Below are 13,715 nucleotides of genomic sequence, written 5' to 3' on the forward strand. Positions count from 1 at the left end.
TATTACTTCAAATTTAATAAATAAAAACATCTTATTCATGAAAAAAGTATTGTAATTTTGAAGATTACTTTATTGTTTTTATGTTAGAAAGAGTAATTATTACCACAGAAGAAGGTACACATACTATTAAAATTCCAGAATGGAACGAGTGTTACCATTCACATCATGGAATTTTGCAGGAAGCCAATCATGTGTTTATTTCTAATGGGTTAAATAAAATTCATTCAAAAGAAATTTCTATTTTGGAGATGGGTTTTGGAACAGGTTTAAATGCTTTCTTAACATTAAATAAAGCAATAGAGAAAAATATAAAAATAAATTATTACACTTTAGAAAAATATCCTGTAAGTACAGAAGAGCTCGAAAAATTGAAATATTGGAAATTAACGGACGAAGAAGAAGCTGAAAAAAAATTTTTTTTATTACATGAGGCAGGGTGGGAAAAAGAAATAGTAATTGAAAATAATTTTAAGTTAATAAAATATAACTTAGATTTTTTTGAATTAAAAAATATTCCAATTCAAAATATAGACTTGGTTTATTATGACGCTTTTGGTGCTCGAGTACAACCGGAATTTTGGGATGAGCCTATGTTTAGACAAATATATAATTGTATGTCCTATTCAGCATTGCTTACCACCTATTCTAGTAAAGGCAGTGCAAGGAGAGCAATGGAATCAGTCGGTTTTAAAGTAGAAAAATTACAAGGTCCTAAAGGTAAAAGAGAAATGGTAAACGCATGGAAAATTTAAAAACAGTAAATGTAAGGGTATATGCACTTTTAATAAAAGACAATGCACTTATGTTTTTGAGAGAAATGTATGCAGGTAATCAACTATTAAAATTACCGGGAGGAGGTTTAGAATTGGGAGAGGGAACAAGACAAACTCTGGAAAGAGAATTTATGGAGGAGTTAAATTTAAAAATAGAAGTAAAAGAACATTTTTATACACAAGATTTTTTTATAAAATCAGAGTTAACTCCCGAAAAACAATTATTGACAATTTATTACTGGGTTGGATGTAATGATTTTTCAACATTAAAAATTATGGATGCAGGAATTGAAGAAGTAGTTTGGATTCCATTATCTGATTTAAAAGTTGAAAATGTTCCTTTACCAGTAGATAAGGTGGTAATTAAAAAATTATTAAACCTAAAAAATATAAAATAAATATTCTAATATCAGTTTTTTTGTTGAATAATATAAATAATATATTTTTATTTATAAAATCCTGAAAAGTTATCTGAAAAAATTAATCTAAAATCTTTGGCGATAATGAGTATTATTAGTTTTAGGCAGAAATTGACATGATACAAATGTGCTCATTGAAAGCCATTACAACAAAATAACCCTAGTAAAAAATATGGTTAGAAATTCTTATGTGAAGAAATGTGAAAAAAATTCGTAATAAATTTTAAAAATAAATGGTCTTTTTATGTAGAAAATATATAAGTAAAGCTATAAAATTTATTTTAATTTATTCTAATTATAAATATATGTAAATCAGTAATTTAGAATAATTCTTTGTTTGATTATCATTAACTTTATATCAATATTTAACAATAAAATAAAATAGTTATGGAGTTAAAGTTAGCCGATTGTTGTGGAAACTGTGAACATTTTTTAAATGGTCAATTATGTACAATAAAAGAAATTGGAGTTAGTCAAAATCAAGTATGTAGTTCCTATGAATTTAAAGCTGTTCCACATAAAGAAGATGATTGTTTAAAATGTTCAAAATTTCAAACTTCAACATGTGCACACCCGAAAGTTGCAAGTGAAGGTATTATGTGTACTGTATGGTATCCTAGAGGAGTTGCTTCTTAAAAAAATTATGGAAGTACTAATAATAAAAAACTAATCTATATCTGTAAAGATTAGTTTTTTATTATTAAAAAAGATTTGTAATAATTAAAAAGTATATAACTTTTGCTATCTTTTTTTTATAAAATTAAAGTAAATATGGGATGTTTTATTGGGTTATGTTATACTTAATGTGATAATAAGTTACTTATTATAAAAAAAGTAATTTTAAATTTAATAAATTTTTTTAATAATATCTATTTGTAACATATCAATTTTATTTTTAATGCTGTCTGTAAATTTTTTAAAATGCAAAGTAAGATTATGTTCATTTATTGCTTCTTGGGATTTCCATGTTTCTAAAATTAGAAACTTTAATGGGTTTTTTATATCTTGATGAATTTCGTAAGAAATATTTCCAGATTCCTTTCTTGATTCATCCGCTATAAAATGTAGTATTTCTTCAAATTCCCGATTATATCCATTTTTAATAATAAGGGTCGCAATAATTTTTAATTCAGTCATAATTATTTTTTTTATAGTTTACATATGTAGCGTTAAATTATAAAAAATTAAAATAATATTTAGTATTTTTTATCTGTTTTTTTTGTGTGGTATAATATTTTAAAGGTAAATTAAATAATATATCCTCTAAATATTTTCGTATAGTTATATATTACTTTTAATAAATAGATTTATTATTAAAAATATAGAAATAATAATTTAAACGGAGAATGTTTAATTAAAAAATATTAAGAAAATTCTATTTTTTAGTAATAGAAAAACTATAAATATAAAAAAGACTAAATATTTTATATTTAGTCTCATTTTGATAAATTAATGTATTAAATATGAGAATTTATTAATTCTCATAAAAAAGAGCGCTTATTTTTTTCTTTCATACTGACAGCATATAGGCAATTGCCTATATACTCCATCTTTTGCTTTATATTTTTCATTATCATAGCCAACTAAAGCTATTCTCTTTAATATTTTGTCTATAGAGGTTTTATTGGAATCATAAGTAATTTCTGCTTGTTTTGTTTTTACATCCCACAATACTAAAGATTCATCAGGGATAGATCCTGCTTTTTCAATGGTTTGTTTACACATTTCACAATTTCCATATATTTTTACTATTTCTGTTTTTTGATTTTTTATCTGAGCAGAAAAAAGTGTAATCGCAGATAGAAATATCAACAAAGAAAAAAATATTTTTTTTATTGAAACCATATTTTATAAAAAATAAAATTAGTACAATTTAATTATAAGCATTTTTCATGCCTAAAAGTATAGTATGATATTTATCAAGTAATGAAAATAGTTTTGTAAATTATTTTATTGAGCAATTTCTAGAGACATATTCTTACCATTAAAACTAAGCTTGTTAAATTTTTTTAGTAATTGATCAGCATAACCTGAATCTACTTCAAAAAAAGAAAATCTATCTCGTATGTCAATATCTCCAATATCTGCCCTAGCTCCTTTAGTATTTTTATTTATAAGATCAATAATCGTTACTTTATTTAAGTTATCCCGTTTTCCTAAATTAAAGAAAAATCTCGTAAAATTACCATTTTTCCTAGTTCTTCTGTTTTTTCCACCTCCTTTAGCAACTTTTCTGTCTCTATCTCTTCTATTTCTTCTTCCACTTTCTCTCTCAGAAAACCTTTCATTTTTATCAATAGGAGCTATATCTTTTTCTTTTTGATAAAATTCCCAAGTGGACTTTAATTCAAGATACATAACTCTTTTATAAAGTTCTTCTTTTGATATGTCAGTCAAATCGGGAATCTGACTTAATTCAAAATTATTTGTAGTAAAATCAGAGGTTAATAGCTTAGAAGAAAGGTAAATTTCTTTGGCTTTTAATATACTTTCTTTAGTAGGAATTTCCATTTCCTCTACTTTAATAGAAGTTTCTTTTTTTATCCTGTTAAATTTTACAACTTCACTAGGTCTGATGATAGCAATAGATTCACCATCTTTTCCGGCACGCCCGGTTCTTCCGCTTCTGTGTACAAAAACTTCAGGATCGTCAGGTAATGAATAATGAATTACGTGTGTAAGATTGTTCACATCTAAACCTCTGGCAGCAACATCAGTAGCGACAAGAATTTGAATGTTTTTTAGCCGAAATTTTTTCATAACCGTATCACGCTGTGCTTGAGATAGATCTCCATGCAAGGCGTCAGCAGAATATCCTTGGTGCATTAAAAAATCTGCTACATTTTGAGTCTCCAAACGAGTTCTACAAAAAACAATAGAATAAATATCCGGATTGGCATCTAAAATTCTTCTGAGACCATTATTTTTTTGTCTATCTCTGACTATAACAAATTTGTGAGTAATATTTTTCTTAACTTCATTAATACCCCCGGCTGAAATTTTATGGGCTCCTTTCATGTAACCTTTGGCTATTTTCTCTACTTGTTTAGACATTGTAGCGGAAAATAGTAAAGTTTGGCGTTCTTTAGGAGTTTCTATTAATATTGTTTCTAGCTCATTCTTGAATCCCATAGAAAGCATCTCATCCGCTTCATCTAAAATAAGCCATTGAATATGATTAATTTTTAATACCCCTCTTTTCAGCATATCATTTACCCTGCCCGGAGTACCAATAACGATTTGAGGATTGCTTTTTAAACCTCGTATCTGCTCTGTAATACTTGAACCTCCATATACTGCCAAAGAGCGTATATTAGTCATATGTTTTGAATAACTCGCTATATCTTTAGAAATTTGTAAACATAGTTCACGTGTTGGACACAAGACTAAAGCTTGTACATTTTTTTGTTCGCTATCTATCATTTCCAGTATTGGTAATGAAAAAGCTGCTGTTTTTCCTGTACCTGTCTGTGCTAAAGCAATTATATCTTCTTCTTTAGATAATAAGTAAGGAATGGTTTGTTTTTGGATATCTGTGGGTTGAGTGTACCCTAGCTCTGTAATGGCCTTTAGTAGATCTTCAGATAGACCATACTCTTGAAATAAATTCATTAACTATTTTTAATAATGCATGCAAAGGTAAGGATTTGTTTATTAATTAACAATTGTAATGTGAGATATTTAAGTTTTTATTAATGTATATAATTCATTAAATTTATTTTATTATATCATTTCATTTTTTTTCAATTAGATTATATATATTATTTTAAACTAATTTATAAATAAAAATTAAAAAAAAGATCCTTAATTATATATTATTAATAAATTATTTGTTAAATAATTAAATTACTTTTTACTATTAAACCTTTTTTTTGTTATAAGTCGATTTGAAAAATTAGTAAGAATAATTTTAAAATCAGAATTTTCACAAATCTTATTGTTATAAATAAAATATAATAGAAAATTAAATCTGCATAAAAGCAATTATTATTGGCATGTTTATTGCAATTATTTTAAATAATTATAATATGGTATTTTAATTAATAATTATTTTTAATAATTTATAACATTAAATAAATGCATTTATAAAAAAAATATATGGAATGGATAATTAAGACTATGCAAAATTCACCTGAACTAGCAATATTTCTCACACTAGCTCTAGGTTTTGCAGTAGGAAAAATCAAAATTAAAGGATTTAGTTTAGGATCAGTTACAGGAGTTTTATTGATGGGGGTTTTAATAGGGCAATTAGGTATAACTATTTCTCCAACAGTAAAATCGACTTTTTTTCTGATCTTTTTATTTGCTGTGGGCTATAGTGTAGGTCCTCAGTTTGTACAGGGATTAAAAAAAGAAGGTTTACCTCAAATCGCTTTTGCAGCTTTAGTTTGTGTATCATGTTTACTAATAGGTTGGGTAGCAGCATTAATTGCTGGTTTCGATATAGGAAATGCAGCAGGATTATTGGCCGGAGCAAGTACAATTTCAGCGGTAATAGGAGTAGCCTCAGATACAATAAATCAATTAAGTATAGATTCTTCTCAAAAACAGCAGATGATTAATCAAATTCCTGTTGCTTATGCGGTTACATATATTTTTGGTACAGCTGGAACTGCCTGGTTTTTAGCTTTTATCGGACCAAAACTTTTAGGAAAAGATGTAATTAAACAAACAAAAGATTATGAACAATCATTAGGTGGGTTAATACAGGATGATGAACCTGGACTCGAAGAAGCTTATGATGGGACCACATTCAGGGTTATTCAGGCATCCAATGCATTTTTTGATCAATCAAGAACAGTTCATGAAGTCGAAGATTTCCTTATTAAAAAAGGCTGGCCCATCTACATAGAAAAAATTCGTGTCTCATCCAATAATAAAATCATTAATGATCCTACTCCTGATACCTCTATAAATAAAGGAGATAAATTGGTTTTGAACGGACCTATAGATACTATGTTAGCTGATGAAGATTGTATTGGAAAAGAAGTTGTTGATTTAAAACTTTTAGACTTTAAAGTAGAAAATTTAAAAGTAATTGTTGCTAATAAAGAAATTATCGGAGAAAGTCTTCAAAATCTTAAATTCAGTAAACAGAGACATGGAGTTGTTATACTTAAGATACATAGAGGAAAGGTAACCTTGCCTCTTTTAAAGAATGTAAAAATACAAAGAGGGGATATTATAGAAATAGAAGGAAGAAAAGGTGATGTTGACAAATTTGCATCTTATGTAGGGTATCCAGAACGTCCAAGTAATATAACAGATATATTATATGTTGGCATAGGTATATTTTTAGGAGGGATTTTAGGTTCTATATCATTTCGTGCAGGAAATGTTCCATTAAGTTTAAGTGCTAGTGGAGGAGTATTAATTATGGGTATTATTTTTGGTTGGGCTCGTTCACTACGTCCTACTTTTGGAAATATACCCGCACCCTCAGTTTGGTTAATGAACAATTTGGGGCTTAATATGTTTATAGCAGTAGTTGGAATAAATGCAGGACCCGATTTTATTTCTGGATTAAAAACTTCTGGAGTAAGTTTATTTATAGCAGGAATTTTTGTTAGCCTTGTCCCTATGTTGATAGGGATTTTGCTCGGACGTTATGTATTTAAATTTAATCCGGCAATAACTTTAGGTGCTTGTGCAGGAGCAAGAACAACTACAGCAGCTTTAGGTGCCCTAGAAGACACTTTACAAAGTAAAGTACCAGCTTTATCATATACGACTACCTATGCAGTAGGAAATACTCTTCTTATAATTTGGGGAGTAGTTATAGTTTTAATGATGAGCTGATATATAAAAAATAATAGTATAAAAAAATTAAAAATTGAATAATAGTAATGGACATTTCAAAACTTAAAACCTCTCGACATAAAGAGCAACAATTAGAACAATTGAGCCCTTTTGAATTAAAAAATAATCTTGTAAAATTAGCCACCGACCAACAAAAAAATTCAGTAAATACCATGTTGAATGCAGGTCGTGGAAATCCTAATTGGGTTGCAACTTTGCCAAGAGAAGCTTTTTTCACTTTAGGTCGATTTGCAATAGAAGAATGCAAAAGAGCAATGGATAAACATGTAGGATTAGCAGGTATTCCACTAAAAAAAGACATAGGTAAACGATTAGAATTATTTTTTAAAAATAATAAAAATCTTCCGGGTATAGGCCTCTTAAAAAATACATATAAATATGGAATTGAAAAACATGGATATGATCCGGATAGTTGGGCTCATGAATTAGCTGAAGGTGTCATTGGAGATCAGTACCCTAGTCCGGTAAGAATGTTACAACATGTAGAGCCTATAGTCCATGACTATTTAATACAGGAAATGTGCAAAAATGAAGTGCCAAAAAATGCGAAATATGATATTTTTGCAGTAGAAGGTGGAACAGCAGCTATGTGCTACATATTTAACTCATTGCTTGAAAATTTTTTATTAAAAAAAGGAGATCATATAGCTTTAGGAGTTCCTGTATTTACCCCTTATTTAGAAATTCCTGAACTGGCTCGATATAACTTTAAGGTAACCTATATACATGGAACAGCCAAGGATAAGAATGGAAATTCAAATTATCAATATCCGGAAGAAGAATTGGATAAATTAGGAGATAAAACAATAAAAGCTTTTTTTATTGTAAACCCTAGTAATCCAACTTCAGTTGAAATCTCAGATAAAAGTAGGAAATATTTAATTAAAGTAGTTAAAAATTTAAACCCGAATCTTATGATTTTAACGGATGACGTTTATGGTACCTTTGTACCCGGATTTAGATCTTTGATGAAAGAATTACCACAGAATACATTGTGTGTATATTCTTTTTCTAAATATTTTGGAGCCACAGGATGGAGATTAGGAGCTATAGCATTACATGAAGAGAATATATACGATAAAATGTTGTCAGCCCTACCAGAAAAAGAAAAACAAAAATTATCTAAATTATATTCCAGTTTAACCTTATATCCTGAAAAACTTAAGTTTATTGATCGGTTAGTTGCAGATAGTCGTCAAGTAGCGTTAAATCATACAGCCGGATTATCTTTACCACAGCAAATTCAGATGTTATTATTTGCTTCATTTGCTTTATTAGACAAAGAAGATAAATATAAAAAAGAATGTACAGGTTTAGTTAAACACAGATATAATCTTCTTTGGGAAGGTATGAATATGACTGTTATACCAGACCCGGAAAGAGCTGGTTACTATTGTGAAATCGATATTCATGAATGGGCATTAAAAAACTATGATAAAGAATTTGTATTATTTTTAGAAAAGAATTTTGAACCCGTAGACATTGTCTTTAGATTAGCAGAAAAATCTTCTATAGTTTTGTTAAATGGAGGAGGTTTTGCCGGACCGGAATGGTCAGTGCGAGTATCATTAGCTAACTTGGAAGAAAATGACTATCGTATTATTGGAGAAAAATTGTCAGAAACTATGAATGAATATGTAGAAGCATGGAAGAAAACCAAAAAATAAAGTATAATTATCAGAATATGAGAACAATGAATTTTAAAAACTTTTTTAGCTTGCTTATGTTTGTACTAATTTTATCAGTACACGCACAAGTGAAACCCACAATCTATATATTGGCAACAGGTGGTACAATTGCGGGCCAAGGATCAACAGCAGTAGTTTCAGAATACAAAGCAGGTGCAATTACAGTAGATCAATTACTTAGTGCTGTTCCTTCTATTAAAGATATTGCCAATATTAAAGCAGAGCAGGTAGCAAATATTGGAAGTCAGAATATGAATGATGAAGTATGGCTTAAATTATCTAAAAGAGTTAATGAACTACTTAAGCAATCAGATGTAGACGGGGTTGTGATAACACATGGAACAGATACACAAGAAGAAACAGCATATTTTTTAAATCTTACTGTTAAAAGTAATAAACCGGTTGTGTTGGTTGGATCTATGCGTCCTTCAACTGCTATTAGCTCAGACGGTCCTAGGAATATTTATAATGCTGTAGCCTGTGCATCATCAAAAAAATCTATTGGAAAAGGAGTAATGGTAGTTATGGATGATAAAATAATTGGGGCTGATGATATTGCAAAAACCAATACTTTAGCAGTAGGAACATTTCAAGATCCAAATTATGGACAATTAGGAATTATGTATGATGGGAAACCGATTTTTACAAGAGAATCTTTAAAAAGACATACTATAAATTCAGAATTTGATATTAGTAAAATAACTAAATTGCCAAGGGTAGAAATTATTTTAAGTTATTCTAATGCGACCTCTTTATTTGTAGATGCTGCGGTTAAAGAAGGTGTAAAAGGTATTGTGACAGCAGGAGTAGGGAATGGAAATATAACAACTGAAATGCAAAATGCACTTGCAAATGCAGTTAAAAAAGGAATAGCAGTAGTACGTTCTTCCCGTATCTTAATGGGTCCCACAGCTCAATGGGATGAAATAGACGATGATAAATATGGTTTTTCGGCATCTTGGTATATTAATCCTTATAAATCCAGAGTTTTACTTATGTTAGCTTTAACAAAAACAAATGATTATAAAGAAATACAAAGAATGTTTACCGAATATTAATAAAAAAAATTTAATCAAAATAGTGTAACAATTTAGACTTTCTCTATATTCAAATATTTATCTGATAAAATAAATTTGGTTTGATAAACAAGTTAAAAAGTAAAATGATGAATAGAAATTTATATTTTTAATTTTATATTTGTTATATTTTAAGCTAAACTAAACGATAATATTTATGAATGTTTTAATTATTGGAAATGGAGGTCGTGAACATGCCATAGGCTGGAAAATAAAAAAGGATAATCCTGATGCAAAGCTTTATTTCTCTTCTGGAAACGGGGGAACAGCTAAAATAGGTAAAAATATCAATTTTGGAACTATTGAAGAGCTTGCAGATTTTTCTGAAAAAAAACAAATGGATTTAACTATTGTAGGTTCTGAAGCGCTTCTAGTAGATGGAATTGTTAATGTATTTCAGGAAAAGGGACTTCGAATTTTAGGTCCGGATAAAAAATCTGCACAACTGGAAGGGAGTAAAGAATTTGCTAAAAAATTTATGTCCAAATATGGTGTGAAAACAGCAAAATATAAAACTTTCAATAATTATACAGATGCCAATAATTATGCGCAAAATCAAAAATATCCCTTAGTAATAAAAGCAGACGGTTTAGCTGCAGGGAAAGGTGTTTTTATATGTAAAGATGAATTTGAAGCAGAGAAGGCATTGGATGAAATATTAAATAAACAAATATTTGGTAGTGCCGGGAATCATGTTGTAATAGAAGAATACCTCGTAGGTTTTGAAGCATCTATTCTTTCAATATTTAACGGAAATGAAATAATTCCATTTATTTCCGCTAAGGATCATAAGAAAATTGGGAATGGAGAGTTAGGTTTGAATACGGGAGGAATGGGAGTCGTTTCTCCTAATCCATTTTTTATGGACAAACATTGGGAAGCTTTTAATAAAGATATTTTACAACCAACATTAGAAGGGTTAAAAGCTGAAAACATGAATTTTTCCGGGATCATTTTCTTTGGGCTTATGATTACACAAGATGGAGTTTATTTACTAGAATATAATATGAGAATGGGGGATCCGGAAACGCAAGCGATTCTTCCTTTATTAGAAAATAACTTATTAGATATATTCAATGATGCAATAGATAATAAACCTATTTATCTAAACTGGCAAAATAAACATTCCGTTTGTGTGGTCTTAGCTTCTGGTGGTTATCCTTTAAATTATGATTCAGGATTTGAAATAAATGGACTCCAAAAAGCAACATGTCTTTATTTTATAGCGGGTGCTTTTCTAAACAATAATATACTTTATACTTCAGGAGGAAGAGTTCTTAATGTTGTAGGAATAGGAAATAGTTTAGAAGAAGCTAGGAAAATAGCCTATCAGAATATAGAAAAAATTCATTTTGATTATAATTATTATAGAACGGATATAGGGGAAATATAAAAACTAAAAATCCGGGAAATTTTCCCGGATTTTTAGTTTTTATAAATAAATTAGACTTTAGGAGAATTATAAATAATTTCATCAAAAAACTCAACTTCTCCTGTTTTAACATCATAAAATCCTCCTGTAATTCCAATTCTACCCTGATCTATTAATTCCCTTAAAACTGAACTTTTGGCAAGTATTTCGTCAATACTATGAATGACATTTTCATGAGCTACTTTATTTACATAATCTTCATGTTCTTTATCATCATAAGGATTATCTTTACCAACTTTTTCCATAGCCGGATGAATTTTGTGTAATAACTCTGTTAAATGCCCTAATTCATAATGTTTACAAGCCCCATTTATAGCTCCACAATGTGTATGTCCTAAAACAAGTATAAGTTTGGAGCCTACAACTTTACATGCGTATTCTAAGGAACCCAATACGTCAGTATTAATCACATTTCCGGCATTTCTGATACTGAAAATATCTCCGATTCCCTGGTCAAAAATATGTTCAGTGGAAGTTCTGCTATCCATACAACTAACAATAACAGCAAAAGGATGTTGCTCTTCGTTTGTTTCCTCTACTTGTTGTAAAAGATTCCGATTGACTTTTAAGTTATTAACAAACCTATAATTTCCTTCTTTTAGATATTGTAAAGCTTCATGAGGATCTATAGATTCTAAATTTTCTTTAGTATGAGCTTTCATTATTTTTAATTTTAAGGTATATACAAACTAATTATATAATAGCATCAAAATTTTTAAAATTTTCATTGCTTAGTTTTATAGATTGAATGTTTTCCGAATTAAGGTTTACTCCATCTTTATTATTTTCTATCTTATATACATCTTTAAAATTTATAAGTTTTACATTAATATTTTTCATTGGAGCCGTTTCTTTTTTAAATTCACGTATTAATTCTAATACATCAAAGTCTATATAAATGGTTTTTTCAGCATCTATAATAACATTAGAACCTTCCTTAATCCTTGATAAAGTTTTTATTATTGTAGCTTTTTTAAGAAAAGAAATTTCATCAGATAGAACAAGGTGAATATATTTTACTCCATCAATGGTTGTATTATAAATAGTATAACAAGATTTCATGTTTCCTCTTAAAATAAAATAGATAGCTACTAACATCCCTATACCAACTCCTTTAAGCAAATCTGTAAATAAAATAGAAATTACAGTAATTATAAAAGGAATCCATTGATGCTTACTTAAACTGAAAACATGTTTAAATAAAGAAGGAGTACATAATTTATAGCCTGTCACTACTAAAATTGCAGATAATGAAGCTAAGGGAATCATATTTAAAAATTTAGCAAGAAATAGAACTCCCAATAATAAAATAAATCCATGAACAATTGTAGTAGTCTTAGTTCTACCTCCTGCATCTAAACCGGCTTTAGACCTTACAATTACAGAAGTAATAGGTAGTCCTCCAATTAATCCACTTATAGAATTACCTATACCCTGAGCAAATAATTCCCTGTTTGTAGGCGTTATCCTTCTTAAAGGGTCAATTTTATCTGTAGCCTCTATTGTTAATAATGTCTCAATAGAAGCAACTAAACCTATAGTTACTGCTAATATCCAGACATTTATATTAAAAATTAATTCGAATTTTGGAAAAGCAAAAAGATGGGTAAAAGAAGCAAAACTGTCAATAATTGGTAATTGTACTAATTCTTTATTATTAAAAGGAAAATTTTGTTCTTTAAATATGAAGTAACATATAAATCCTATAAACACTGCTATCATAGCCCCGGGAAACGTTTTTAACTTGGTGGGTTTTAATTTATCCCAAAGTATCATACATATAAGAGCTAACAGTCCGGTAATTAGTGCTATTATATTTACATATTGAGTTATATCAGATAATATTCTTTGGTAATATTCAATTCCTGATTCTTTAAAAATAGGTTCTGAAAACCCTAAGAGTGTAGGTAAATTTTTGAAAATAATAGTAATACCTATAGCAGCCAACATTCCTTCAATGACACTGGAAGGAAAAAAATATGCAATTCCACCAGCTCTAAGTAGAGAAAGACATATTTGGAATAATCCGGCAATAAAAATAGCTAATAAAACTCCATTAATTCCAATATCTATTATTCCGGTTGATATGATAGTGATTAAACCTGCTGCTGGTCCACTTACACTTAATTGAGCTCTACTAAGAGTCCCTATTACAATGCCTCCTATAATTCCGGAAATCATTCCTGCAAAGGGAGACATTCCTGATGAAAGAGCTATACCCAAGCATAATGGTATTGCTATTAATGAAACAACAATACCAGCAATTATATCTGATTTTAAGTTTGATTTTATTAATGACATAATTATATTGAAAAATTAAATATCTGTTTCATATTTTAGAAAAATAAAAATAGGAGTTCATTTCTTTTAGGTACAATTTTATATAAAAAGTTATTATAAAATATTGTTATATAAAGTTTTATATTAAAAAGTTTTTTAAAATTATTTCTAAATCGAGCATAAATTATTTTTAATTCTAGTAGTATGTTTTTTCAAGAATTTGG

The 13,715-nt window shown here is 28.6% G+C and carries 12 protein-coding genes; 7 read left to right on the plus strand and 5 right to left on the minus strand.

Going from position 1 to position 13,715, the window contains the following annotated elements; all coding sequences use genetic code 11:
- Positions 1-80: 80 nt before the first annotated feature.
- From mnmD to C4S77_RS12165, 3 genes are all read left to right on the plus strand, one after another.
- Positions 81-752: a tRNA (5-methylaminomethyl-2-thiouridine)(34)-methyltransferase MnmD gene (gene mnmD, locus C4S77_RS12155; RefSeq protein WP_105247763.1), complete on the plus strand. Its 672-nt coding sequence runs from the start codon at positions 81-83 to the stop codon at positions 750-752.
- Positions 740-1,171 carry an NUDIX domain-containing protein gene (locus C4S77_RS12160; protein ID WP_105247764.1) on the plus strand — a complete coding sequence of 144 codons (432 nt, stop codon included), beginning with the start codon at positions 740-742 and terminating at the stop codon, positions 1,169-1,171. Before mnmD ends, C4S77_RS12160 begins: the two co-directional genes overlap by 13 nt.
- Before the next feature lie 408 nt (positions 1,172-1,579).
- Positions 1,580-1,828 (plus strand): hypothetical protein, encoded by a 249-nt coding sequence (locus C4S77_RS12165; protein WP_105194230.1) that lies wholly within the window; start codon positions 1,580-1,582, stop codon positions 1,826-1,828.
- Between the two features lie 210 nt (positions 1,829-2,038).
- Here the strand turns inward: C4S77_RS12165 and C4S77_RS12170 are convergent, their stop codons facing one another.
- From C4S77_RS12170 to C4S77_RS12180, 3 genes are all read right to left on the minus strand, one after another.
- Entirely contained in the window at positions 2,039-2,329 is a 291-nt protein-coding gene (locus C4S77_RS12170; protein WP_105247765.1) for a putative quinol monooxygenase, read from the minus strand.
- Positions 2,330-2,689: 360 nt separating this feature from the next.
- Complete coding sequence (locus C4S77_RS12175; RefSeq protein ID WP_105247766.1) at positions 2,690-3,037, minus strand: heavy-metal-associated domain-containing protein; 348 nt, start codon at positions 3,035-3,037, stop codon at positions 2,690-2,692.
- Positions 3,038-3,142: 105 nt separating this feature from the next.
- The gene (locus tag C4S77_RS12180) at positions 3,143-4,804 is read right to left on the minus strand and encodes a DEAD/DEAH box helicase (protein ID WP_105247767.1); all 1,662 of its coding nucleotides are present in this window, start codon (positions 4,802-4,804) and stop codon (positions 3,143-3,145) included.
- A 486-nt stretch (positions 4,805-5,290) separates the two neighbouring features.
- Here C4S77_RS12180 and aspT point away from each other — a divergent pair, with 486 nt between their 5' ends.
- The 4 genes from aspT to purD all read left to right on the plus strand — a co-directional run bounded on the left by aspT (position 5,291) and on the right by purD (position 11,172).
- Entirely contained in the window at positions 5,291-6,994 is a 1,704-nt protein-coding gene (aspT, locus tag C4S77_RS12185) for an aspartate-alanine antiporter (RefSeq protein WP_105247768.1), read from the plus strand.
- Positions 6,995-7,041: 47 nt separating this feature from the next.
- Positions 7,042-8,682, plus strand: a complete 1,641-nt coding sequence (locus tag C4S77_RS12190) for a bifunctional aspartate transaminase/aspartate 4-decarboxylase (protein WP_105247769.1) — start codon at positions 7,042-7,044, stop codon at positions 8,680-8,682.
- A gap of 17 nt (positions 8,683-8,699) precedes the next feature.
- Complete coding sequence (locus C4S77_RS12195) at positions 8,700-9,761, plus strand: type II asparaginase (RefSeq protein WP_105247826.1); 1,062 nt, start codon at positions 8,700-8,702, stop codon at positions 9,759-9,761.
- A 175-nt stretch (positions 9,762-9,936) separates the two neighbouring features.
- Positions 9,937-11,172: a phosphoribosylamine--glycine ligase gene (gene purD / locus C4S77_RS12200; RefSeq protein ID WP_105247770.1), complete on the plus strand. Its 1,236-nt coding sequence runs from the start codon at positions 9,937-9,939 to the stop codon at positions 11,170-11,172.
- 50 nt (positions 11,173-11,222) lie between these two features.
- Here the strand turns inward: purD and C4S77_RS12205 are convergent, their stop codons facing one another.
- Together C4S77_RS12205 and C4S77_RS12210 are read right to left on the minus strand one after the other, a co-directional pair.
- On the minus strand, positions 11,223-11,873 hold the full coding sequence (locus C4S77_RS12205; protein ID WP_105247771.1) for a carbonic anhydrase: 651 nt from the start codon (positions 11,871-11,873) through the stop codon (positions 11,223-11,225).
- Positions 11,874-11,904: 31 nt separating this feature from the next.
- The gene (locus tag C4S77_RS12210; protein WP_105247772.1) at positions 11,905-13,512 is read right to left on the minus strand and encodes a SulP family inorganic anion transporter; all 1,608 of its coding nucleotides are present in this window, start codon (positions 13,510-13,512) and stop codon (positions 11,905-11,907) included.
- Positions 13,513-13,715 lie beyond the last annotated feature (203 nt).

Origin of the sequence: Apibacter adventoris (genome assembly GCF_002964975.1) — a bacterium.
GTDB lineage: Bacteria > Bacteroidota > Bacteroidia > Flavobacteriales > Weeksellaceae > Apibacter > Apibacter adventoris.

Bases quoted from the DNA above. Each gene is read 5' to 3' on its own strand.
- mnmD (WP_105247763.1), top strand. From the start codon at position 81: ATGTTAGAAAGAGTAATTATTACCACAGAAGAAGGTACACATACTATT.
- C4S77_RS12160 (WP_105247764.1), top strand. From the start codon at position 740: ATGGAAAATTTAAAAACAGTAAATGTAAGGGTATATGCACTTTTAATA.
- C4S77_RS12165 (WP_105194230.1), top strand. From the start codon at position 1,580: ATGGAGTTAAAGTTAGCCGATTGTTGTGGAAACTGTGAACATTTTTTA.
- C4S77_RS12170 (WP_105247765.1), bottom strand. From the start codon at position 2,329: ATGACTGAATTAAAAATTATTGCGACCCTTATTATTAAAAATGGATAT.
- C4S77_RS12175 (WP_105247766.1), bottom strand. From the start codon at position 3,037: ATGGTTTCAATAAAAAAAATATTTTTTTCTTTGTTGATATTTCTATCT.
- C4S77_RS12180 (WP_105247767.1), bottom strand. From the start codon at position 4,804: ATGAATTTATTTCAAGAGTATGGTCTATCTGAAGATCTACTAAAGGCC.
- aspT (WP_105247768.1), top strand. From the start codon at position 5,291: ATGGAATGGATAATTAAGACTATGCAAAATTCACCTGAACTAGCAATA.
- C4S77_RS12190 (WP_105247769.1), top strand. From the start codon at position 7,042: ATGGACATTTCAAAACTTAAAACCTCTCGACATAAAGAGCAACAATTA.
- C4S77_RS12195 (WP_105247826.1), top strand. From the start codon at position 8,700: ATGAGAACAATGAATTTTAAAAACTTTTTTAGCTTGCTTATGTTTGTA.
- purD (WP_105247770.1), top strand. From the start codon at position 9,937: ATGAATGTTTTAATTATTGGAAATGGAGGTCGTGAACATGCCATAGGC.
- C4S77_RS12205 (WP_105247771.1), bottom strand. From the start codon at position 11,873: ATGAAAGCTCATACTAAAGAAAATTTAGAATCTATAGATCCTCATGAA.
- C4S77_RS12210 (WP_105247772.1), bottom strand. From the start codon at position 13,512: ATGTCATTAATAAAATCAAACTTAAAATCAGATATAATTGCTGGTATT.